Origin of the sequence: Myxococcus sp. NMCA1, assembly GCF_026810205.1 — a bacterium.
In the GTDB taxonomy this organism is placed as follows: domain Bacteria; phylum Myxococcota; class Myxococcia; order Myxococcales; family Myxococcaceae; genus Myxococcus; species Myxococcus xanthus_A.
In genome coordinates this window covers 8,402,077-8,424,779 of record NZ_CP113950.1, presented here as the reverse complement: position 1 = coordinate 8,424,779, position 22,703 = coordinate 8,402,077, and the positions used below count along the sequence as shown (strand labels likewise).

At 70.9% G+C, this 22,703-nt stretch carries 16 protein-coding genes and 2 riboswitches; of the genes, 14 read left to right on the top strand and 2 right to left on the bottom strand.

Annotated elements, in window-relative coordinates; genetic code table 11:
• Window positions 1-173 precede the first annotated feature (173 nt).
• Window positions 174-2,768 (bottom strand): PAS domain-containing sensor histidine kinase, encoded by a 2,595-nt coding sequence (locus OZ403_RS34790; RefSeq protein WP_140795506.1) that lies wholly within the window; start codon window positions 2,766-2,768, stop codon window positions 174-176.
• A gap of 16 nt (window positions 2,769-2,784) precedes the next feature.
• Entirely contained in the window at window positions 2,785-4,023 is a 1,239-nt protein-coding gene (locus tag OZ403_RS34785) for an FIST signal transduction protein (protein ID WP_237080766.1), read from the bottom strand.
• Window positions 4,024-4,119: 96 nt separating this feature from the next.
• Between OZ403_RS34785 and OZ403_RS34780 the strand changes: the two genes are divergently transcribed.
• From OZ403_RS34780 to OZ403_RS34715, 14 genes are all read left to right on the top strand, one after another.
• Window positions 4,120-5,430, top strand: coding sequence for a Vgb family protein (locus OZ403_RS34780; protein ID WP_268782776.1), 1,311 nt, complete (start codon window positions 4,120-4,122; stop codon window positions 5,428-5,430).
• Between the two features lie 116 nt (window positions 5,431-5,546).
• On the top strand, window positions 5,547-6,203 hold the full coding sequence (locus OZ403_RS34775; RefSeq protein ID WP_268782775.1) for a hypothetical protein: 657 nt from the start codon (window positions 5,547-5,549) through the stop codon (window positions 6,201-6,203).
• Between the two features lie 14 nt (window positions 6,204-6,217).
• Window positions 6,218-6,499: a hypothetical protein gene (locus tag OZ403_RS34770; RefSeq protein ID WP_268782774.1), complete on the top strand. Its 282-nt coding sequence runs from the start codon at window positions 6,218-6,220 to the stop codon at window positions 6,497-6,499.
• A gap of 273 nt (window positions 6,500-6,772) precedes the next feature.
• Window positions 6,773-7,129 carry an FHA domain-containing protein gene (locus tag OZ403_RS34765; RefSeq protein ID WP_268782773.1) on the top strand — a complete coding sequence of 119 codons (357 nt, stop codon included), beginning with the start codon at window positions 6,773-6,775 and terminating at the stop codon, window positions 7,127-7,129.
• A 6-nt stretch (window positions 7,130-7,135) separates the two neighbouring features.
• Window positions 7,136-7,382: riboswitch (cobalamin riboswitch) on the top strand.
• A gap of 59 nt (window positions 7,383-7,441) precedes the next feature.
• Window positions 7,442-9,505: a TonB-dependent receptor plug domain-containing protein gene (locus OZ403_RS34760; RefSeq protein ID WP_268782772.1), complete on the top strand. Its 2,064-nt coding sequence runs from the start codon at window positions 7,442-7,444 to the stop codon at window positions 9,503-9,505.
• The gene (locus tag OZ403_RS34755; RefSeq protein ID WP_268782771.1) at window positions 9,477-11,093 is read left to right on the top strand and encodes an MXAN_6577-like cysteine-rich protein; all 1,617 of its coding nucleotides are present in this window, start codon (window positions 9,477-9,479) and stop codon (window positions 11,091-11,093) included. The genes OZ403_RS34760 and OZ403_RS34755 overlap by 29 nt, the downstream gene beginning before the upstream one ends.
• A gap of 19 nt (window positions 11,094-11,112) precedes the next feature.
• Window positions 11,113-12,006: an ABC transporter substrate-binding protein gene (locus tag OZ403_RS34750; protein WP_237077719.1), complete on the top strand. Its 894-nt coding sequence runs from the start codon at window positions 11,113-11,115 to the stop codon at window positions 12,004-12,006.
• On the top strand, window positions 12,003-13,088 hold the full coding sequence (locus OZ403_RS34745) for a FecCD family ABC transporter permease (protein WP_268782770.1): 1,086 nt from the start codon (window positions 12,003-12,005) through the stop codon (window positions 13,086-13,088). The genes OZ403_RS34750 and OZ403_RS34745 overlap by 4 nt, the downstream gene beginning before the upstream one ends.
• Window positions 13,089-13,108: 20 nt before the next feature.
• Window positions 13,109-13,320: riboswitch (cobalamin riboswitch) on the top strand.
• A gap of 143 nt (window positions 13,321-13,463) precedes the next feature.
• A complete protein-coding gene (locus OZ403_RS34740; RefSeq protein ID WP_268782769.1) occupies window positions 13,464-14,801 on the top strand; it encodes a hypothetical protein in 1,338 nt (445 codons plus the stop codon).
• The gene (locus OZ403_RS34735; RefSeq protein WP_268782768.1) at window positions 14,798-15,562 is read left to right on the top strand and encodes a cell surface protein; all 765 of its coding nucleotides are present in this window, start codon (window positions 14,798-14,800) and stop codon (window positions 15,560-15,562) included. The genes OZ403_RS34740 and OZ403_RS34735 overlap by 4 nt, the downstream gene beginning before the upstream one ends.
• 32 nt (window positions 15,563-15,594) lie before the next feature.
• Complete coding sequence (locus OZ403_RS34730; protein WP_140795495.1) at window positions 15,595-16,098, top strand: QcrA and Rieske domain-containing protein; 504 nt, start codon at window positions 15,595-15,597, stop codon at window positions 16,096-16,098.
• 142 nt (window positions 16,099-16,240) lie between these two features.
• Window positions 16,241-17,926, top strand: a complete 1,686-nt coding sequence (locus OZ403_RS34725) for an FHA domain-containing protein (protein WP_140800103.1) — start codon at window positions 16,241-16,243, stop codon at window positions 17,924-17,926.
• Between the two features lie 85 nt (window positions 17,927-18,011).
• Window positions 18,012-21,911: a serine/threonine-protein kinase gene (locus OZ403_RS34720; RefSeq protein ID WP_268782767.1), complete on the top strand. Its 3,900-nt coding sequence runs from the start codon at window positions 18,012-18,014 to the stop codon at window positions 21,909-21,911.
• 4 nt (window positions 21,912-21,915) lie between these two features.
• Window positions 21,916-22,698, top strand: coding sequence for an ABC transporter ATP-binding protein (locus OZ403_RS34715; protein WP_140800101.1), 783 nt, complete (start codon window positions 21,916-21,918; stop codon window positions 22,696-22,698).
• The last annotated feature ends 5 nt before the right edge of the window (window positions 22,699-22,703 follow it).

Sequence of the window (22,703 nt, the reverse complement as noted above, 5' to 3'; positions counted from 1 at the left end):
GGTCGGGGAGCGCTTGAGCAGCCGGCGTGCCAATGGTGTTCTCCTCGGGGCGCTCTCCGCACACCGTGCGCGGATGTGAGAACCGTCCAGCGGCGAGGACGGACAGCGACGCGCCAGTGGCTTCTCAGCGGACGAGAGCGCGGCGCCAGGCACGGGAGGGCGCGAACGCGCACTCATGCATGGTTCGCGTCCAGGTGCATGTCCGCCGGAGCCGGCAGCGGCGCGGCGGGGCCGCTGCGTGGAAGCGCGACTGTGAAGGTGGCGCCGCGTCCCGCCTCGCTCTGGACCCGGACCGCCCCTCCCAGCCTTTCGACGAGCTGACTGACGATGTGGAGGCCCAAGCCCAGCCCTCCGTAGTGGCGCGATGACACCGCGCGCTCGAAGGCCCGGAAGATCAGCGCCTGTTGTTCCGCCGGGATGCCGATTCCCTGGTCCCTCACTTCCAGAAGGGCGGTCCTGGCATCCCCGCCGACCTGGATTTCGATGGGCTTGCCCTCGCCGTACTTGAGCGCATTCGAGAGCAGGTTGGTGACAATCTGATCGAGCCGCGACCGGTCCCAGATTCCTGGCATCGGCGTGTCGGCGTGAACCCGGAGCGTGGTGCCGGAGAGGGCCAGCTCGGGTGCGAAGCGCGCCGCGATGTCTCGGACCAGCGCGGCGAGGTCCACTTCCTCCAGCTCGAGTTCGAGCCGCCCGGCATGGATGCGCGAGACATCGAGCAGCGTGTTGACGAGCTTCGCCATCCGCATCGCCTGGCGTTCGATGCCTTCGACCGAGTGGGTCACGGTCTCCGTCGACGCGGTGCGGAGCGCTCCCGACCGGGCGCGGCGCAGCAAGCCCTGCACGGACAACTGGAGGGAGGTGACCGGGGTCTTCAGCTCGTGAGAGGCAACGGAGAGGAACTCATCACGAAGGCCGATGGCCTGCTGGGCTTCCTGATAGAGCCGGGCGTTGTCCACGGCCATTGCCGCGCGGCGGGCCAGCTCCTGCGCGAGGGTGAGCTCGGCCAGGCCATAGCGGCTCCCGCCGTCCAACCGGGCGAGCGTGAGCGCGCCGAGCGTCCGGCCACGCGCGAGCAGCGGCACCGACAGCCAGGACTGGAACTCGAGGACTCCGCACCCGGGGGCCGCGGAGCCGTAACCCTCCAGGAAGAACTCCGGCTCGCCGCGGCGGAGCACCCGCCCAGGGCCGTGCGTGGCATTGAGGTCCGGTGGCGCGGGGGCCGCCTTCGCGGGACACCTGGCCCGCAGTGTCTGGGATTGGGCCACGGCGATCCGCTGGGGGGACTGGTCGTTGTCCAGCAGGTCGACCGTGCACCAGTCCGCGAACCGCTGGACGGTCAGCGCCACCACGTTTCGCAGCGCGTCCTCGGGGGCGAGCGAGCCCGCGAGCAGGCCCGAGGCTTCCGACAGGAACGCGGACCTTCCTTCCTGCTCCTCGGCCCGGGCCCGTGCTTGCTGCTCACGCAGGAAGGTCTGGTCGCGCTCCTGCTCGGCCCGCCGTTGCTCGGTGATGTCGATGCCGATGCCGATGATGTACTCGACCGCTCCCGTCGGGCTGCGGAGGACGTTGCTGGACCATGAGATGAGGCGGCGCTCTCCCGCTCGCGTGAGCCAGCAGCTCTCATATTGCTCGTGCCCCTGGCCCGCGGAGAGCTGGGCGAAGTCCCGCTCGACCCGCGCCACTTCTTCCGGGGCCTGGAGCTGCTTCCAGAACCGCGTGCCGCGAAGCTCCTCGAAGGAGTAGCCGGTCATCTCCTGGCATGCGCGGTTGAAGCGGACGATCCGGCCCTCCGCATCCAGGACGATGACCAGTGCGCGGGCTGTATCCAGGACCGCCGAGCTGAAGTCCCGCTCGTGCTGGAGGTCCCGCTCCGTGCGCCGTCGAGCGGTGACGTCCCGGAAGTAGACGGCCCGCCCATAGTAGAGGCCGTCCGCGCTCACCACCGGGGCGTCGTACTGCTCGAATATCCGCCCATCCTTGAGCCGAAGCTCGTCGTGTCCCGACGCGTCGCTGTGCTCGATGAAGAAGGATGCGCGCGCCGTGAACCGCGCGGGCTCCTCCACGAGTTCCGCCGCAGCAAGGACCCACGCCTCGTAGGATGCGGACAGGAGCTCCTCCTCCAACCCCCACATCTGCACGAGGCGGCGGTTGTGCGTGAGCGTCCTTCCTTCCTGGGTGGAGATGAGGATGCCCTCGTCGGAGGCTTCGCTCAGGGACTCCAGCAGCGTCTTCTGCTGGTGGAGCGCGCGCTCGCTCTCCAGGATGCGGGTGAAGAGCTGCCGGTGCATGAGCGCGGTCCGGAGCACGCCGCCGAGGCGCTCCACCATGCCCCGGTACTGTCGCGGCAGGTGCGGCTCGCGGTCGAAGTACATCAGCAGCGCGCTGGCGCTGTGCGCCGCGTCCGTCCCGATGATTGGAGTGGACCAGCGCACGAGCCCCGGCAATTCCAGCTCCGGAAAGGGCAGGTTCACCTCGACGGGCGCTTGCTTCCCTCCGGGCTCGGCGCGGGCGGGAATCGGAAGCTGGCGGGACGCAGCGGAGAGTCCACTTGCGCCCAGAAGGACGACCTGTCCCCGCGCGTTCACCTGGACCCAGAGCGCGACCATGCACCCCAGCCGCTCCGCGACGCGGTCCATGAAGGCGTCCGCGGGCTTGCTCGGGTCGAAGAGGTCGAGCGCCGCGACGGTGAGTTCCTGGAGCACGCTCAGCAGCGCGAGTCGCTCCTCGGTGAGCTTCCGGTCCGCGTCCTCGCAGGGGTCCGCCATGTCCGACCTCGTCCCATCACCCTGGAAGGGCGAGCACCACCACCGTCTTGTTGTGGAACTGCGGAACTCCACCCCCCATGGCCCCCACCTCGCCAAGGGTCAGACAACCCACGAGCGGAGTGGTCTCCCCGAGCGCCTCCTGGACGCGTGAAAGCTCGTCCCGGATTTCCTCGCCCAGGATGGGGTAGCGCGAGAAACAATCGAACACGACCGCGCCGCCCAGCGCGCCAGGGGTTCCTTTCCGAGCCAGGTTGGCCGCACCCGCTGCCGCGTCCATCAGGTCCGCGCGCGCTCCCTCCATCACCCGGACCAACGAGCCATCAGGTATCTCGGCGACGCAGCGGACCGAGCCATCGGGGCCGATGGAGATTGGATCGCGAATCACGAACTCTCCATTGGCCTGGGGAATCCCCAGCGGGTGGGTCATCGCGAAGCGGGCGAAGCCCTGCTCGTCCAGCGCGTCTCCGCGGCTCGCGGCCGTGCGCCGGTAGACCTCGAACGCGCTCTCGTAATCGAGCTCGATGGCGGTCGCGCCGTGGGCCTTCGTGACCTGGGTCGGTGGGCCGTATGGATACCAGCCGTGCTGAATCCCGACGCCTATCGGCGCCTGGGCATCAAAGGCAATCACCACCGCCTGGTCCCGGTATGCCTGCCCATCCGTGAACTGGGCCGTCGTGGCGCTCTGGAGGTTGCCTCCCGCTCCGCCCCCCGCCCAGACGACGCCCGCCCCCGCCTCCTGCTGCGCCCCGCGCACGACCTCCGTTGGATTCCCGCTCAGCCCGTCCGGGAAGACGAGCAGCGCACGGCGGCGCTCCGGCGGCATGGGAGGCAGCTTCTCGATGGCCCGCGCCACCGCGTCACGTCCGGCCGCTCTGGGGTCCTTGCTGACGGGCCCACCCATCCCCGTCCCGACCCGCAAGTCCACCCCGCGAAACAACGCGACCACCAATCCCTGGAGCAGCAGCTCGGTCCCCGCGAAAACACCCGCCGCGCAGCATCCGGCCCAGGGAAGGTCCCGGAGCTCCCGCCGGAGCGCCGCCGCCAGGTCATCCGCGTCATATTGGTCCGTGCAGAAGACCAGGGCGAAGGTGGACGCGTCCGCGTCTCGCAGCGCCTCCGCGATCGCCTCCCGGGCGGCGACTTCGCCATCGGGCGAGCTGCTCTTTCCAATCTGCATCCGCATCCCACTGGAATCGATATTCACGCGCGTGCTGGCGTGCAGGTTGAGCCGGCTTCGTTCGGCCGAAGTGGGCACCTTTCGGGCCTGCCTTGGTTGACACCCCCTCGTGCGCCCAGTTGTATCCCCATGCTCATCGAGTGAGCGCAGCGTGCGCTTGAAAGGGGGGACCTCGTGAGAAACGGAAGCATTCTCTTCGTCCTGGCCGTCGTGATTTCCGTGGGGTGTGGCGATAGCTCGGACCCGGACCCAGGCGGGTGTCCCGAGACGGGCACGGGTGCGTTGGAGTTGGCCATCCAGGGACTGCCGGCCTCCGCCAGCCCTCACGTCATCATCCGCCGAGGCAGTGAGTCCCGGGAGGTGCGCGCGGGCGGCCGGCTGGCGGGGCTCACGGCGGGCATGTGGACGCTCTCCCCCGAGCCGGTGGCGGGGAGCGGCGGCCGGGTTCGCGCCGCCTATGATGCGCCAGCGCGCCAGCTATGCGTCTTGGATGGCGAGGTGGCGAACGCGACCCTTCAATACGCGCTCATCCCCAGCAGCCAGCGGCTGTGGCTGTCCACCAGCAACGGGGCGGCCGAGGTGGAGGCCTTCGCCGCCGCGGACCTGGAGGTCACGGGCGCGCCGTCGGCCTCCGTCCAGCTCGGTTCGAGCCCGGGCATTCCCCGCGCTTCGGGGCTCGCGTTCGACAAGCGTGGCAACCTCTGGGTCGCGCTGGGGTCGGGTGAGTTGAGGCGCTATCCGGTCAGCGACCTGGGCGCTTCTGGCGTCAAGAGCCCCGACGTCATCATGAGCGGCGGGGTGTTGAGCGCCGGGAGCCCTGGTCCCATCGCCATTGCGTTCGATGCCGCTGGCGACCTCTGGGCCTCCATCGGGTTCAGCGACACCGTCGTCCGGTTTGGCGCGGCCCAGCTTGTCTCCGGCACCGCTCCGGCGCCTCAGGTCGTGCTGAGCGGGCTAGGGGACCCCTCCACGCTCGCGTTCGACACCATGGGCAACCTCTGGGTGGGAGACGTGACGGCCGGGGCCTCCCGCGTCCACAAGGTGGCTGCATCGAGCCTCCAGGCGTCCGGCACCGTGACGCCCGTCGCGAGCATCGACGTGATGGAAGCCGCTCCGGGCAGGAGCTTCGCGGGCCCCGCGGGGCTCGCCTTCGATGGGGAGCGAAACCTGTGGGTTTCCTATGGCGCGAGCGGCGTCGTCGTGCGGCTCACGCCCGCCGACCAGGAGGGTTCCGGCGCGGTGAGCGTTGTCCCGAGCATCCAGATTGACGCGGGCGGTCCCAAGGAACTCGCGTTCGACGAAGGAGGGGGACTCTGGATGGCCTACAACTCCGGGAAGATTTCCCGGCTGAGCCCGAGCCAGCTCAGCGTCTCCGGAGCGCCCACGCCCGACGTCGTCATCTCCAGCCCCGACCTCGGGGCCACGCATGGCGTCGCGGTGTATCCCGCCCCCGCGAACCTGCCCCTGTTCCACCTGCTGCCGTGACACGGGCCGGTTGGCGCGAGGAACTGGCCCCTCGGCACTTTCCGCGCGCAACGAACCGTTGAGTGGCCGGGCGGGGGGCTTCCGCCCCCCGTTGCCAGGACGGTAGCGTTGCCCGCATGGCATCGGGCACCGTCTTGCTGCGACTCGGCGTGTTGGGTGGGCTACTCGCGAGTTCCGCTTCGCTGGCGGCGGACGCGGCGGATGTTCCCCGGGCGGAAGCTGTGCCGGTGGCCCCGGAGTCTTCATCCGTGCAGTGGCAGCTCCTGGCGGGCGGCCTCGCCTCGCTCGACGGCTATGCCTCAACGGGTTACCAGGGATGGTTGCTCGGGGCCGGCTGGGAGTTTCCCCGGCTGCGCTTCCGCTTCCAGTTCCTGGCGGGCCTCCCGTCGAGCATGGTGGAGACCCGCACCGAGGTGCAGCTGGAGCAGTACGTCTTCGGCTTCTGGTTGGACACGCCCGTGCTCCGCTCGGGTGAGTGGCGTTGGAGCGTGGGCGCGGGGGCGGGCTTCCTCCTCTTCGGCCGGACGGCTTTTGCCCGCGTGGGCGGGCTGGACACCGCGGGCCCCCGCTTCGTCCCCGCGCTCCTCACGGGGCCGGATACCTCCCTGCGCTGGCGTTTCTCGAAGTACTTCGCCGTGGAGGGCTCGCTGGCGATGGACGTCGTCTTCGGCCGCCCCCTCATCGGCTTCCAGAGCGCGCAGGGGTTCGAACCGCTCCATGAGGGCTGGGCCGTCCGGCCGCGGCTGAGCGTCGCGATGATGGTCTTCCCGTGAAAGGTGGCCGCCCGATGAACCGCACTGACTTCGCATCGCACGCGCCTCGCGGGACGTTTCGGCACCTGCTCGTCCTGGCACTGCTGGCCTGGAGCGGAGGCTGCGCCGTGGAGGACCCCATCGCGCGGCTGCGTGTCGCGGACGGTGGGACGGGCACCTTCTCCACCGATGACGATGAGGCCCTGCTCCTCGGTGAGGAGGGCCTGGAGCTGGCGCTTCCGGATTGCGCGGAGGTCGAGCCGGATGCCGGCTCGGGCGTGGCTTGCGAGGACGCGGGGACTCAGGGCGTTCCGTAGTCGACTGGTGGCAGGCGTGGGTGGACATCCCACGCGGTGGGACTCGACGGTGAATCGCACGTCCAGAGGCTCCAGGAACTGGCGCCGCCGGAGTCTCGTGTCCATGTTGCGCGCGTCCATCCGGTGAACAGGAAGGTGCGCGTGTTCCAGCCAGCTCCTCGCGATGCGCGGGCCCATGATGGGAGCTGGCCCGTGTTGCTGTGGGAGCCTGCTTCCACGCGGCCGCGCGGTGGGACGTCCCGGTCATCCGAGAAGGCATCGACGCCCTGCGCCATGGCGCCCGTGGTTTTGGAGGTGCGCCCGCGGTTCCGCCCGGCGGACGCCGAGGTGACGGTGGGCAGCGGCGCCGAGTGCGACATCGTCCTCGCCGAGCCCACGGTGTCCCGCCTGCATGCGCGCCTTCGTCGTGAGCCGCACACCGGGCTGTGGTGCGTGACGGACTTGGAGAGCGAGCGGGGGACGTACCAGGATGGGGTGCTCATCCTGCCGGGCCGGCCCGCGCCGCTGCTGTGCCGCTCCCGGCTCACGCTGGGGAACGTGGAGCTCCTGTTCCTCCAGACGTATGCCTTCGAGCAGTCCGTGCGCGTGTCCTCGCTGACGCCCCCGGTGCGCTTGACCCGCCGGAGGTGACCTCCTAGAAAGGGCGCGCCCTTGGGTGCCCATGTCGGGCTTTCAAGAGGGAAGCCGGTGAGAGTCCGGCGCGGTCCCGCCACTGTGAACGGGCAGCCCTGAGGTCAGGGCCGGGGGCTTCGGTTTGTCGCCACTCCATCCGCGGCCGCACGCCGCTCTGGGGGAAGGCGGAAGTCCTCTTCTGGCATGACGCAGCGTGCGCCAGTCGCCAGAGCCCGTCAGCCAGGAGACCTGCCCAGGGGTGCGGCCGAGCCTTTCGCGGGCCCGGGCGGTTGGCCTTCTCTCTTCGTCGGAGGGAGCGGAAGGCGGAGCATGCGGTGGACCTTCCTCGCTGGGCCTGTCGTGTGCCTGGTGCTCAGCCTTCCATGTCCCGTCAGGGCGCAGCCTTCCGAGGCCGCTGCCCCGCCCGCGGCCGTGGATGCCTCTGGGGAAGTGCCCTCCGCCGCACCCGAGTCCGCCCCCACGCGCACTACGGTGGTCCGCGGCAGGACACCGCCTCCGCCCGAGTCTCCGGAGCGGAGGGACCCGACGGGCGCCATCACCGTCATTGATGCGCGAGAGCGAGCGGGCGAGGCGCGCGACACGGCGGAGTTGCTCGTGGGCTCGGTGGGGCTCGCGGTGCAGGACTCCGGTGGCTACGGACAGAGCAAGAGCCTGGTGGTGCGGGGCGCGTCGTCCAACGGCGTGCTCGTGTTCCTGGATGGGATTCCGCTCAACGGCGCGGGCGGCCTGTCGGACCTGTCGCTCATTCCCTCGGCGCTGGTCGAGCGCTTCGAGGTGCTGCGAGGTGGCGCGGGCGCGCGCTATGGCTCGGGCGGCCTGGGCGGCGCCATCAACATCATCACCCGCGCACCGGGGCCGAACCTGCGCACGAGTGGTGAGGTGACCTACGGGAGCTGGAACACGGCGCTGGGCCACGTCGCCGCCACGGGGCCGATGCTGGGAGGGCAGGCGCTGCTGCTGGTGCACGCGGGCCGCTCGGATGGTGACTTCGCCTACGACGTGGACGAACTGCCCGCCGTGGATGGCAATCCCCAGGTCTCCGAGCGGCGTGCCCGCAACAACGCGCAGGGTGGTGGCGCGCTCCTGCGCTACCGGCGACGGCTCGTGGGGGGCTCGCGGCTGGATGCGCTCGCGGAGCTGTCCCTGGAGGACCGTGCCATTCCGGGCACCGTGCAGAATCCCCAGTCCACCGGAGACCAGGAGCTGGGTCGGCTGGCGCTGGGCCTTCGCTGGTCGGGCGTGCTCGACGGGCTGGGGCAGGGGAGTGCGCGAGGCTTCTTCCGGCGTGATGGCCTGGAGGTGACGGGGCGCATTCCCGGCGCGGGCGGCGCGCAGCGGCACTCGGTGGGCGGCGTGGAGCTGGAGGGCCGCAGGCCGCTGGGAGAGCGCCAGTCGCTGACTGTCACGGTGGCGGCCTCGGGTGAGACGGTGACGCAGGAGGAGGGCGCACAGGCCTCCTCGTGGTTGCGCGCCAGCGTCATGGCCATGGATGAGGTGAGGCTCTTCGGCGGCACGCTGGACGTGGTGCCTTCGATGCGGCTGGAGCGGGTGGGGCCGTACTGGTTGCTGTCGCCGAAGCTGGGTGCATCCGTCGAACTGGGACGCGGCTTCGGGCTGCGCGCCAACGCCGGGCAGTCCCACCGCGCGCCGTCCTTCCTGGAGCTGTACATCCGACAGGGGACGCTGCTGCCCAACCCCGGGCTGAAGCCCGAGCGCGCCTTGTACGCGGACGCGGCGGTGATGTGGCGCTCCGGTCCGGAAGACTCCGACAACGCGGCGCCACGCTGGGGGCTCACGCTGGGCGGCTTCGCGGCGCTCTACGAGAACCTCATCGCCTATGAGCTGTACCCGCCGCTGATGGCGCGCCCGTACAACTTCGACACCGCGCGCGTGTGGGGCCTGGAGCTGGAGGGCGAGGCGCGGCCCTTCTCCTGGCTCCTGGCCAGCACGGGCTACACGTATCTGCGCACGGAGAACCGCTACGGGGACCCGCGCTTCTTCGGCAAGGACCTGCCGTACCGTCCCAGGCACAAGTGGGTGGGGCGGGTGCGCGCGGGGCCGGACTGGCTCAACGCCCGCGCGGAAGTGCTCTACCAGTCCGCTCAGCTCATCAACCGCACCGGCTCGCTCGATTTGCCATCACGCACGTTGGTGAGCGCGGGCGCGTCCAGCACCTTCCTCCATGGGCCGGACCTCACCCTGTCCGTCGAGCTGAAGAACCTCCTCGACGTCCGGACCTTCGACTTCACGGGCTTCCCGCTGCCGGGACGCGCCGCCTATGTGACGCTCGCGGTGGCGCTCGAGCCAGGCGCGTCATCGTCTTCCTCCTCCACTCGGGAGCCCCATGCCTCGCCCGCGTCCCCTGTCCCCTGAGCCATTCCTTCCGACCTTGCTGCTGGCGGCCGTGGCGGCGCTGCTGCTCACCGGGTGCCCCGAGGAGGGCGCGGTGTGCACCTCCGGCCTGTCCGTCTGCGGCGACGCCTGCGTGGACCTGGGCGGCGATGTCGCCAACTGCGGCGCCTGTGGCAACGCGTGCGGCGCCGGCCAGACGTGTCAGGCCGGCGTCTGTGGCTGTCGTCCGGGGACGGAGTCCTGCGGTGGCGCGTGTGTGGCCACGGCGAGCGATGCCACGAACTGCGGCGCCTGTGGCAACGCGTGCTCCGCCGGGCTCGTGTGCGAATCCGGCGTGTGCCGCGAGGGCTGCTCCGAAGGCAGCTTGCGGTGCGGGGACTCGTGCGTGGACGTGCGCGCGGACGTGCTCAACTGCGGCGCCTGCGGCAACGTGTGTCCGGACGTGCAGACGTGTCACGAGGGACGCTGCGGCTACGACGTGGTGGCGGCCTGCTACACCCACGGGCAGCTCGTGGGCATCCAGGCGGGGACGGACCAGCTCGGGCCGCGGCGTCAGTTCGGCTCGGGCGTGCAGACACTCGCGTCCTGGGACGGCTACGTGCTGGCCGCGGACGCCACGGCTTCGAAGCTGCTCCAGGCGGCGGGTGGCGCGCTGGGGACGGTGGTGGAGGAGGACTCGCTGGGCGGGGTGGCGGGCTCGCCCAACGACATCCTGGTGGACCCGCCTTATGTCTACGTCGTGGACTCGGTGAACAACACCTTGCAGGTGCTCAAGCGAGAGGGCCCTTCCCAGGGCGCGGGGCTGGGCCTGCGCACCGTGACGCAGGTGAACCTGGGGGCCAACACCAGCCCGCAGGCGCTGGCGAAGTGGGGCACCACGCTGTACGTCCCATTGTTCGGCACGGGCGGCTCCATGTTCCAGTTCGGCAATGCCGTCGCGCGCGTGGACATCTCCAACCCCGAGCAGCCGCGCAAGGTGGACACGATTTCGCTCACCGGGCTGGACCTGAAGCCCTTCGATGGCGGCACGGTGTTGCCGCTGCCTTACTCCGTCGCGGCGACGGAGGCGGGGGTGTACGTGAGCCTCACCAACCTGAATCCCTACAACGGCTACAAGCCCAATGGCCCGGGCATGCTCGCGAAGATCGACCCCGCGAGCGGCAGCGTGAGCGCCATTGACCTGGGCGCGGCGGATTGCCTCAACGCGGGCTACGTGGAGGCCGTGGGTGACCAGCTCGTGGTGGCCTGCCTGGGCGAGGCCGAGTACGACGAGGCCAACGGGCACAGTGCCAGCGCCGTGCGCGCCTCCGGGCTGGTGCTGGTGAAGAACGACGCACCCGTGGCGGCGTACGCGCTCAAGGCGGGGTGTGAGCCCGGAACGCCGGGCTGCAACATCTCCGTGGCCAGCCGCTTCGCGGTGTCGGAGGGCGCGGTGTACCTGGCGGATACGAACGCGGGCCGCGTCTTCGTGGTGGCGGTGGAGGACGGGCGGCTGGTGGAGCGCCGCGGCTTCTCTTCGCCCCAGGCGCTGGGGCCCGCGCTGGAAGCGTGTCCCACGGACCCGCGCCGGCCCGTGTCCAATGCCATTGACGTCACCGCCCTGCACTGAGGAAGCGCACGCCATGCCGATGAACACGACTTCCACTTCGCGTCCCCGCTCGGGCATGTCCGTCCTGCTCGCCACGGTGCTGTGCCTGCTCGCCGGTACGGTGAGCGCGGCGGAGACGTCGAGCCTGAGGACGCTGGGACCGCCAGCGCCTTCCAAGGTGCGGCGCGTGGTGACGCTGGCGCCCTCGCTGTCGGAGATGGTGCTGTCCCTGGGCGCGGGGAGCACGCTGGTGGGGGTGTCCCGTTTCGACGAAGCGAAGGAGGTGGCGAAGCTGCCGCGCGTGGGCGGCTTCACGGACCCTTCCGTGGAGGCGGTGATTGCGCTCAAGCCGGACCTGCTCCTGGTGCAGCCCGGGCCGGGCAACCAGCGTCCGGTGGAGAAGATGGCGGAGCTGGGCGTGCCCGTGCTGCTGCTGCCGCTCCACTCCGTGGCGGACGTGCTCGCGGCCATGCGCGCGGTGGGGAAGGCGCTTGGACGGGAAAAGGAGGCGGAGGCGGTGGTGGTGGGCATCGAGGCCACGCGCACGCGCATCCGGGAGGCGGCGAAGAAGCTGCCCGCGCCGCGGGTGCTGTTCGTCTATGGCTTCGAGCCGCTCGTGGTAGCGGGGCCTGGCTCCTTCGCGGACGAGCTGCTCCGGGACGCGGGCGGCATCAACGTGGCGGCGGACGCGAGCTCCGCGTACCCGGTGTACTCGGTGGAGCGCGTGGTGCGTGCCCGGGCCACGGTGGTGGTGGATGCCGCGGATGTGGACGTGGGCAAGGACAAGCTGAGGGCACTGCCTGGCCTGTCCAGCGCGCGCTGGGTGGACCTGCCCTCCATGTCACTGCTGCAACCGGGACCTTCGTTGGGGCGGGGGCTGGAGGAACTCTTCCGTTTGCTGCATCCGGAAGGAACGGGTAAGGCCGCGCCGTGAGCGAGCCGGCGACATCCCAGCGTGCACATGGCGGAGCGGGAGGGTTTCGTGCCTCGCGCGCGGTGATGTTGTTCGGAGGCTTCCTCGTGTTGGCGGTGGGGTGCCTGGCGGTGGCGGTGCGCTTCGGTGAGCAGTCCATCTCCCTCACCGCCGCGCTGACGGAGCCCGCGTCCACGGACGCCGTCATCTTCTGGTCGTTGCGGCTGCCGCGCGCGCTGCTGGGGGCCATCGTGGGCGCGGGGCTGGCGGCCTCGGGCGCCACGCTCCAGGGGCTCTTGCGCAATCCGCTGGCGGACCCGTTCGTGCTCGGCGTGTCCGGCGGGGCGGCGATGGGGGCGACGCTGGCGCTCGCGGTGGGGCTTGGCACCGTGGGGGAAGTGGCACCGGGCCTGGGCGGCGCCATGGCGCGTCTGTCCGCGCCCGCGCTCTTCTCCTTCCTGGGCGCGGGGGCCGCCATCCTCTTCGTCCTCTCCGCCAGCCGGGGCTCCGCGTCGCGCGCGCCCTACGCCGCGCTGCTCACCGGCGTGGTGTTCAACGCGTTCGCCTCCGCGGCCATCACACTGGTGAAGACACTGTCCGCCCCCGACCGGCTGGGGGAAATCCTCTACTGGCTCGCCGGAGCGCTGGGGTACGAGCGCGGCGGCACGCTGGTGCTCTCCGCGCTGCTTCAGGCCGGCGCGATTGGCGTCATGTGGGTGCTCTCCGCACGGTTGAACCTGTTGTCGCTGGGTGACGATGACGCGGCGTCCCTGGGGGTTCCGGTGGCGGCGACGCGCCGCTGGTTGCTGCTGGCCGCCAGCGCGAGCGTCGCGGGCGCGGTGGCGCTCACGGGGTTGATTGGCTTCGTGGGCCTCATCGTGCCGCACCTGCTGCGGCTGGCCTTCGGGCCGGACCAGCGGCTGCTGGTGCCACTGTCGGCGCTGGGAGGCGCGGCCTTCCTCGTCCTGTCGGATTTGCTGGCGCGGCTGGCCTTCCCCTTGTTCGGGGCCGAGCCTCCCGTGGGCGTCGTCACCGCGCTGCTGGGCGGCCCGCTGTTCCTCGCGCTGCTCCGGCGCCGGGTGCGTCTGGGGACCAGTCATTGACAATGGCTTGCACCCGCCATATCCCCGCCCGCGTCCTCGGTGTCGCCGTGGAACCACGGTGACTCAAGGGAACCCGGTGTGAATCCGGGACTGCCCCGCAGCGGTGAGCAGGAACGAACGCCGTCACGTGAAGCACTGGCCCGAAGCGGGCTGGGAAGCGACGGCAAGTAGGTGGGTGCTCCGTGCACCCGCGCCTGCGAGTCCGAAAACCTGCCGAAGACCCGTGCCCCTGGCACGGACATCACCGAGGCCTCCGAGGGGAGGCGGCGGGGGCGGTGCTGTCCGGCGCGAAAGGTCCGCCGGGGCTTTGCCTTCGGCCGTGTCCTCCTGGAAGCCCATTCGCCCGTGGGGGCGGAAGAGGGAGCGAGGACACCGATGAAGTACGCCGATGTGAAGCGCGCAGGAGCCCGCACGAAGTCCCTGATGTTCGCCACGGCCAGTCTGGTGCTGGCGGTTGCCACCACGGGCTGTGGCTCCGAATGCGTGGATGTCTACGACTGCCGCAGCGAGAACGGCCCCGCTCCCGCGGGCCAGGAGTGGACGTGCGCCTCGGAGAAGTGTGAGACGCGGCCCATCCAGCAGGTCCCCGGGGAAGACGCGGGCACCGACCCGGAGTCCGATGCTGGCACCAATCCGGAGCCGGACGCGGGCACGGAGCCGGACGCGGGCACGGAGCCGGACGCGGGTACGGAGACGGACGCTGGCACGGAGTACACGTGCGAGACGGCGCCGTACGACCCGGTGCTCGGCACGCTTCAGCTCCAGGCGGGCTTCGAGACCGCGGGCTCCGCGCCCATGCCGGACGACGTGCTGGCGGTGGCCGTCACGCCGGGCCCCACGTACGCGGTCTATGCCGTGCAAGGGGATACGAGCGCGGACGTCTATTCGCTGGGAATCTGGCCGGACCTGACGCCTTCCTCGTCGCCGCTGTTCAACGTCCTGGCGCCCGAGGACCGCGGGGCCACGTCGGGCATCTTCCCCAACCGCTTCCTCGTGCATGGCGCCGAGCGGCTGCTGGCCGGCTACACGAAGTCGGGTGGCGCGGGCACGGTCTCGCTCTATGACGTCGTCACCCCTGGCAACTCGAGCTACGTCAACTCGCCGGGCAACATGAGCGCCGCCGCGTTCACGTCGGGCACGACGTCCGCCTTCCTCATCAACAGCACGGGGCTGTCCGCCATCAACGGCTTCGGAATCTATGCGCTGGTGACCTCCGCGGACCCCATGGCCTCCGTGAAGGTGGCCGACTTCCCGCAGACCGCTGGCGGAAATGGCTTCAGTGCCGTGGCGAACAACGGCGTCTCCGTGTTCGGTTTCGCCGTTCCGCCGGATTACACCAACGTGGCCTACGCAGTGGCGCCCTCCGTGGTGAGCGCGGCGCTCTCCTCCAACACGCCGTTCGCCTTGGATGCGCAGCCGCAGATTGACGTGGGCAGCGACTTCAACGCGGCCTCCGCCTTCGGTGACGGCGTCGTCGTCAAGCGGGGGGCCTACGATGCCACCTGGCAGTTCGTCACCACGGACGTGTCCCGCTACAGCCTGTCCGCGGACGCGACCCCGGGTCAGGTCGTCATTGGCGAGCGCACGCCGGTGCTGTCGTTCGTGGACCAGTGCACCTCCGTGACGCAGCTGACCCACCTGGGCTCGGACCTGCTGGTGGGCATCGAGGACGTGAACGGCGAGCGGCTGGTCCGCATTCGGGCCGTGCCGTGAGCCATCGCGGCCTCCACCGCTTCGCCTGGGGCACGGCGCTCGCCGTGCTCCTGGGCGCCACCGCGTGCGGTGACGATTCCTCCGGCGTCGGCGAAGACGCGGGAACGGACCCGGTGCGGGACGACGCGGGACAGCCGGATGGCTCCACACCGCTGGAGCCCGATGCCGGACTTCCGCCCGAGGACCCGTACGCGGACGAAGTCGTCCTCTTCGAGCCCGGCGACTTCGCGGGCTTCGGGCAGGACCGCTTCCCGGACGTCGTGCTCGGGCCTCCGTCGGGGCTGGGGCCGGACAACGGCTCGCTGGACGTGCTCTCGCTGGGCCGGGGCGGCACAATCGTTCTGCGCTTCACCGACATCGCCGTGATGGATGGGCCGGGCGTGGACCTGCTCGTGTTCGAGAACACCTTCCGCGTCGCGGGCGGAGCGGCCACGTACTCCGAGCGGGGCATCGTCTCCGTCAGCGACGACGGCGTCACCTGGTACGAATTCCCGTGTGCCACCACGGACGCCGCGGGCGGCTACCCGGGATGCGCGGGCGTCGCCACCGTCCAGGCCAATCCGGCCAACGGCGTCAGCGCCACGGACCCCGCGGTTGCGGGCGGAGACGGGTTCGACCTGGCGACGGTGGGCCTGAGCCGCGCGCAGTACGTGCGCATCGTCGACGCGGGCAACAACCGCTACGGCGGCACCTCCGGAGGCTTCGACCTGGACGCCGTCGCGGTGGTGAACGGCGTGTCGCTTCGGAGCGGCACGCCGTGAAGGGGCTCCCGCCACGTCCATGTCCCTTGTCCATGACAGGGGAAGTGGACCGCCGCGCCGCGCTCGGCACGCTGCTCAAGGGCACCTGTGCCCTGGCGGCGTTCGGGGCGGGGTGTGGTGACGGGTGGCGGGAAGCCGTGGTGCTCGACCCTCCCGATGCGGGAGGGCCGGGCCCGTCTTGTGCGCCGCGGGTGCCGTCGGGCCCGCCCGGCGAGGGCTGGGTGGAAGTCTCCCTGGTGGAGCACCCCGCGCTGGAGGTCCCCGGCGGCGCCGCGGAGGTCCGCATCCCCCAGGCGCTGCTGGACGTGGTGGTGGTCCACACGTCACCTGGCTGTTACACGGCGCTCTGGCGCATCTGCACGCACGGTGATTGCGCCGTGGACTGGGTGCCGGCCGACGGCGTCATGGAATGCCCCTGTCATGGCTCCCGCTTCACCCAGGAGGGGCAGGTTCTGAATGGCCCGGCGACTCGACCGCTCGCGGCCTTCCCCGTGGTGAGACAGGGCGCTTCCCTGTTCATCCACCGGCCCCGCTGATCAATTGTTCGGGCATCCGTACCGCAGGTGAAATGACGCGGTGCGAAGAGATGCGTCCTGGCGCCGGGTTACCGAATACCCGCACTGAGTCAGTGTCTCCTTCTCTCAACAGGCGGGAGAGTCGTGTAATGTCGGGCATTCGATGTGGCAGATCATCATCAACGGGCCCGGCTACTTCGACACGTCGTACGATCTGCCTGAGGGCGTGACGAGCCTCGGCCGCGCGGACGAGAACGATATCGTCCTGGGCGGCGATCTCGTCTCACGCCGGCATGCGAGGCTGTACGTCGACGGTGACGTGCTGCGAATCGAAGACCTGGGCAGTCGCAACGGCAGCCGCATCAACGGCGCGCCCTTGCAGGGCTCTCGGCAGCTCGCCGCCGGAGACTCGGTGGCGCTGGGCGAGAACGTCCTCTCCGTGCGCCAGCCCAACACCGTGGAGAACGCGGCCACGGAGATGGTGGACCTGGGCGCGGGTGGCGTCGTGCGCTTCGGCCACGGCCAGGACGTGGGCCCCTCCGTCCTGCTGGCGAAGAACGTGCGCGACGCGGACGTGCTGCGGCTCCTGGACAACGTGGGCCCGGTCTCCTTCGACGACAGCTTCTCCGCGTCCGCGCCGCTGCCCGCCGCGAGCCCACGCGTGGGGCAGGAGACGCTGGTGCTGTTGTTCCGCACCGCGGAGGCGCTCTCGTCGGCCACGACGCTGTCGTCGTTCCTGGACTCCACCATGGACCGGCTGCTGGAGGTCACCGACGCGACCACGGCGGTGGTGCTGCTCAAGCACGCCACGGGCGCCATGGTGCCCGCCGCCGTGCGCCACCGCGGCCGGCTGGCCAAGGGCGAGGTGCCCGTCTCGGATGCCATTGTGGAGGAGGCCCTGCGTCAGGGCCGCGCGCTCGCCGTGGGCGACGTGCGCGATGACCGCCGCTTCGCGGGCCGGGAGAGCGTCATCCTTTACGGCGTGGACCGGGTGCTGTGCATCCCCATCGGCACCGAGCCGCCCTACGCGGGGGTGCTCTACGTCAACCTGTCGGCCAAGGGTGACGCCAGCGTGGAGTCGATGCTGGATACCTGCACCGCGGTGGCGCACCTGGTGGCCACCGGCGTGCAGAAGTTCTCCCCGCGCGAGGGCAGTCCCGCGGCGGACAGGCTGCGGCGCAACCTGGAGCGCTTCCACCCGCCGGACGTGGCCGAGCGCCGCGCCGCCGAGGCCCAGAAGCAGGGCGGCAAGCTGCCCGGCCTGGAGGAGCGCAACCTCACCATCCTGCACGCGGAGCTCGTGGGCTTCTCCGTGTTGTCCATGCGCATCGGCGCCGCGCGCGCCACGCAGATGCTCAACGACTTCCACGCGCGGATGAGCGGCATCGTCTTCAGCTTCGAGGCCACCGTGGAGGGCTTCCGGGGCGAATCCCTGCGCGCCCTCTTCGGCGTTCCCTACGTGAAGGGCGAGGATTCGATCCGGGCCGTCCGGGCAGCCCTGGCGCTGCGCTCCGAGTGGGAGCGGTCCATGGCGCGCCGGCCCCTGGACGAGCGCTGCGAGCTGCGAATCGCCCTGCACAGCACCCGGGCCCTGGTGGGGATGATCGGCACCGAGGTGCGCCCGGACTACACCGTGGTGGGGGACGGCGTCGGGATTGCGGGGTGGCTTGCCGGTACCGCCAGCCCGGGCCAGGTGCTCATCACCGGCAAGGTCCTGGCCACCGTGGGGGCACGCTTCGACGTCCAGCCGCTGGGCGAGCGCCTCATCCGCCCCCCGAAGGACAAGGTAGCGGCCTTCGAGGTGCTGGAAGAGGATGTAGGCCAGTTGACCAATCCCGGCTTCCGCTGAGGGGGCCGCGTCCGGTTGACGGGTTGCTGGGACGTACCGGGAAAGGGTTCAATACGGACCCCGTCGTGGTGAACCCCCGCACCGCATGAACTCGTCAACCCAACCCGCCCGGTTGAGACCCTTCCGGCCCCAGCCCTTTGGCCGGTACACGCTCCTGTCCCATCTGGCGACGGGGGGCATGGGAGAGATCTACCTCGCGCGGTTGGAGGGGGCGCAGGGGTTCGAGAAGCTCTGCGTCATCAAGAAAATCCTCCCGCAGCTGGCCGCGGACACGGACTTCGTCGAGCGCTTCGTGGGCGAGGCCCGCACCCTGGTCCGCCTGAGTCACGGCTCCATCGCCCAGGTGCTGGACATGGGCCTCCACGAGGACGAGGCCTACATGGCGCTCGAGCACGTGGACGGCAAGGACCTGCGCAAGGTGGCCGCGCGCGTGCGGGACAGGCAGATGCCGCTGCCTGTCACATTCATCCTCTACACCATGGGCCGGGTGCTGGACGCGCTGGCCTATGCGCACCGCAAGAAGGACGACGACGGGGAGGACCTGAAGCTCGTCCACCGGGACATCTCGCCGCAGAACATCCTCATCTCCTACGAAGGGGAGGTGAAGGTCATCGACTTCGGGCTCGCCAAGAGCCGGCTGTCGGCCGCGAAGACGAACCCCAGCATCATCCTGGGCAAGTTCCTCTACATGTCGCCGGAGCAGGCGCGGCACCAGCCGGTGGACCGCCGCAGCGACCTGTACGCGGTGGGGCTTTGCCTCTACGAACTCATCTGCGGGAAGAACCCGTTCGACGGCATCCACCCGGGTGAGCTCATGTCCCTGGTGGCGAACCCGCGAATCGCGCCGCTGGACCAGGTGGAGCCGCTCACGCCGCCCGCGGTGACGGCGCTGGTGGCCAAGGCGCTGGCGGTGGAGCCGTCGCAGCGCTTCCAGACGGCGGAGGAGTTCCGCGGGCGGCTCCAGGCCTGCCTGATGGAGATTGATTCGAGCGCGGGCCCGGAGAGCGTCAGCCGCTTCATGCGCGAGCTGTTCTCGGCGGACTTCCAGTCCGAGCGGCGTCTCCTGGCGAGCCTCAAGGACGTGCCGCGCCTGTCCACGGAAGAGGTCCGTGCGCTGGCCTCGATGCCGGATGATCCGCTGGCGCCGAAGATGACGCACGCGATGCTGCCGGCGAAGACCATCCGCCTGGATGGCCCGGTGGAGCCGCTGTCGTTCTTCCCCACGCCCCGCAGCCGCGAGGGCGGTGGTCCGGTGACGGACGGTGAGACGCGCCCGGGTGTTCCGATGGACGAGTCCACCCGGCCCGCGTTCCCCATCGAGGCGCTGGAGGAAGAGGCTCGGGCGCGGGGCGTGCGCCAGGACACGGCGCCCTCGGTGGAGGTGGGGCCCGAGGCCTTCGTTCGCGGCGGCGGGGTGAGTCCTTCGTCTGCTCCGATTCCTCGCGCGCCCGCGATGACGCGCGAGGTCCAGATGACGTCGATGCCGCCCGAGGCGGTGCCGCCGGGAGTGGCCGCCGCGCGTGCGCTGCTTCCGTCGCACATGCGGCCGACCGAGCTGGCGATGCCGAGCCTGGGCGGGCCGTCTTCTCCCGAGGACGCGTCCGTCCAGGTGGAGTCGACGGATGCGAAGGCCGAGTCGCTCCGGGGCAGGGCGTCCGAGGCGAGCCCGAGCGTGATTGCCTTGGTGGGCGCGCCCACGCCCGCGGTGCCGCCGCGTGGGTCGCAGGGCACGGTGAACTCGCGACCTCCGCCGCCAGGGGCCGAGCCTCACGTGTCCGCAGCGGTGCTGCCTCGCACCGGCGTGGTGGTGATGCCCGCGGTCAACGTGCCTGCTCCCGCGTCGTTGCCTCGCACGTCGGCGCTGGAGTCGATGCCTGCCGTTGAGGTCTCGGAGGGGGCTGCCGGATACGAGGACGATGAACCCTCGCTGTCCGACGACGAGGACTCCGCCTCGGCGCGGGAGGGCGCGTTTGGGAGTGCGGCGCCGGTCGAGGAGCTGTCGTCGCGGGAGGACGAGGCGGTATTCAGCGAGCCGCATCCTTCTGGCCCGATGCCTCGAACGGCTTCGGTGGTGATGGCGGCCGTCCAGCCGCCTCCGCCGGGCTCGACGCCGGCTCGCGCGACGTCCGCGGTGGGCTCGCCGGATGAGGCCGCGGCTTCACGCTCCCTGTCGTCGGCGGGCATGCCCGCTGTGGGCGCGCAGGCGGGGACTTCGTCTCGCGCCATTTCCTCCGTGGAAGTGGCTGCGTTGGATGCGCAGGACGAGGACGCTTCAGACTCGGCGTCTTCCGTGGACATGTCCTCGGAGGACGGGACGCCACCGCGCACGATGTCCTCGGCGGGGATGCCGGCCGTGGGGGCGGAGCACGTTGCGCCGCCGCGCTCGATGTCGTCGGCGGGCATGCCCGCTGTGGGTTCTCAGACCGGAACGCCAGCGCGGACCCTGTCCTCGGCGAGCGTACCCGCATCGACATCATCGGGTTCCGCACCTGCTCGGACGGCTTCGGCGGTGATGGCCGCGGTGTCGCCCGCCCAGGCTGGCATGACGCCCTCGCGGGGCATGTCTTCGCTGGGGGCACCTCAACCTCCGAGGGGGGCAACGCCCTCGCGAGCCATTCCCGCCGCGCCTGCATCGGGAGCGACGGCTTCCCGCTCCGCGCCCGTGGTGGATGAGCCCGCCGTGGACACCACCCCCGCTCACGGCGGGCAGGCCCTCTCCCCCGAGGACGACGCCGAGGCCGGCCTTTCTTCGACTGACGCGCAGTCACATGAAGGCGCTTCGTCGGAGCTGCCCGTGCTCTCCACCGAGGATGTGGGGCACGAGGAATCCGCGGCGAGCATCGCCGACGTCGACACGCATCCGCGCATCCACCGCCCGTCGCGAACCGAGCGCCACGACGACACCCAGCCCCGCGTCGCGCATCACGCCGACACGGACCCTCGCGTCACCCGTCATGACGACACGCATCCGCGCGTGGTGCTGGACGCGGGCCTCTTCAATGACGTGAATGGCTCCGAGGACGAGGAGCGGTCCGGCGTCTCCCGGCCCAGGTCTCGGCGGGCCCGGCCGTCTTCGCCGGGGATGGCACCGGCCAGCACCGCGCGCAGGACAGGTTCCGTCTCCGCTGTGCGTCCCACCGCGCCTGCCCCCGTCGTGACGGAGGAAGAAGAGGACGAGAGCGACGACGATGTCCGCGTCTCCCTCACGCCCAACGAGGAGACGCGGCGCACGACGATGCCCGTCCGCCCGGAGACGCGCTCGGCCGAGCGCATCGCGAAGGAGGACACCCGCCGCACGACGATGCCCGAGCGCCCCGAGCGTCGCCGCAAGGGCCCGCTGGTGCTCGTGCTGGTGTTGCTGTTCGTCAGTGTGGCCGTGGTCGGAGCCTTCTTCCTGGGCCCCCCGGAGCTCCGCGCCCAGGTGCTGCGCCAGTTCATGCCGAAGGAGCCCGAGGGGCCGCCGCCCGCGCAGCCCCTGCGTCCCTCCGCTCCCGACGAAGCGCAGGCGGGCAAGGCTGCCAACGAGAACGGCCCGCCTCCCGAGGGGAACGCAGCGCAGGCTCCGGGAGCCTCCACGCCCACGCCCAACGCCGCGCCGCCCGCCGGTGCCACGCCTGGGACCCCCGCTCCGCCCGCTGGTGCCACGGAAGGCAGAGACGCGCTCGATGACTCCTTCCTCGCGCCGCTGGACACGCAGCAGAAGGACACCGAGGCTCCCACGAAGCGCGCGGCGCCGGTCCGCAAGATTCGCTCCGCTCGCGCCCGTCAGCTCACCGTGCTGGAGAGGGAGTGGCGCGAGACGAACGCGCTCTTCAACCAGCTCAACGCGGAGCACTCGTGCGTGGTGCTCGGCCTCTGGTGCACGCGGTACGCCGAGGTGAAGAGCGAGGTGGATGCCGCGGGCAGCAGCGACAACCCGGAAGCGCTGCGCAAGGTCCGGGCGATGAAGCGCTACCTGCTGCAGAAGCAGAAGGAGCTGTACTAGTCCCGTGGAGCCCTTGCTCGTCACCCGGGCGCTGGTCGCGGGCTACGGTCCTCGTCCCATCTTGCATGGTGTGGCGTGCGAGGTCCGGCCCGGTGAGCTGTGGGCGGTGCTCGGCCCCAACGGGACGGGCAAGAGCACGCTGCTGCGCGCGGTGCTGGGCATGGGGCCCTGGACGCGCGGAGAGGTGCGCCTGCTGGGCCGCGAGCGCGCCGCCTGGGCGCCCCGAGCGCTCGCCCGCAAGGTGGCGTGGGTGCCGCAGACCTTCGAATCCACGGAGGGCTTCAGCGGCCTGGAGCTGGTGTTGATGGGCCGCAGTCCTCACCTGGGCCTCTGGGGCCTGCCGTCCGCGGGCGACGTGGCGCTCGCGCGGGAGGTGATGACGGAGCTCGGCATCGCGCACCTGGCCGAGCGGCCCGCGGAGGCACTCTCTGGAGGCGAGCGCCGGATGTTGATGCTGGCGCGAGGACTGGTGCAGCAGCCCGAGTTGTTGCTGCTGGATGAGCCCACCGCCTTCCTGGACGTGGCCCATCAAGTGGGCTCGCTCGACCGCGTGCGCGCGCGCGTGGACGCGGGGCTGGGCGCGGTGGCGGTGCTGCACGACGTGAACCTCGCCGCCGCCTTCGCCACCCATGTGCTGCTCCTCCGGGACGGCCAGGTGCTCGCGCAGGGGCCGGCGAACGCGGTGCTGGAGCGTTCCTCCCTGGAAACGCTCTACGGGCTGCCCATGGAAACCGCGCTGGCTCCGTCCGGCGCCCGGCTCTTCGCGCCCCGAGCCCCCTCGCGCTGAACCTT

Coding starts and splice junctions, on each gene's coding strand:
- OZ403_RS34790 (WP_140795506.1), bottom strand. CDS start 2,768: ATGGCGGACCCCTGCGAGGACGCGGACCGGAAGCTCACCGAGGAGCGA.
- OZ403_RS34775 (WP_268782775.1), top strand. CDS start 5,547: ATGGCATCGGGCACCGTCTTGCTGCGACTCGGCGTGTTGGGTGGGCTA.
- OZ403_RS34770 (WP_268782774.1), top strand. CDS start 6,218: ATGAACCGCACTGACTTCGCATCGCACGCGCCTCGCGGGACGTTTCGG.
- OZ403_RS34765 (WP_268782773.1), top strand. CDS start 6,773: ATGGCGCCCGTGGTTTTGGAGGTGCGCCCGCGGTTCCGCCCGGCGGAC.
- OZ403_RS34760 (WP_268782772.1), top strand. CDS start 7,442: ATGCGGTGGACCTTCCTCGCTGGGCCTGTCGTGTGCCTGGTGCTCAGC.
- OZ403_RS34755 (WP_268782771.1), top strand. CDS start 9,477: ATGCCTCGCCCGCGTCCCCTGTCCCCTGAGCCATTCCTTCCGACCTTG.
- OZ403_RS34750 (WP_237077719.1), top strand. CDS start 11,113: ATGAACACGACTTCCACTTCGCGTCCCCGCTCGGGCATGTCCGTCCTG.
- OZ403_RS34740 (WP_268782769.1), top strand. CDS start 13,464: ATGAAGTACGCCGATGTGAAGCGCGCAGGAGCCCGCACGAAGTCCCTG.
- OZ403_RS34730 (WP_140795495.1), top strand. CDS start 15,595: ATGACAGGGGAAGTGGACCGCCGCGCCGCGCTCGGCACGCTGCTCAAG.
- OZ403_RS34725 (WP_140800103.1), top strand. CDS start 16,241: ATGTGGCAGATCATCATCAACGGGCCCGGCTACTTCGACACGTCGTAC.
- OZ403_RS34720 (WP_268782767.1), top strand. CDS start 18,012: ATGAACTCGTCAACCCAACCCGCCCGGTTGAGACCCTTCCGGCCCCAG.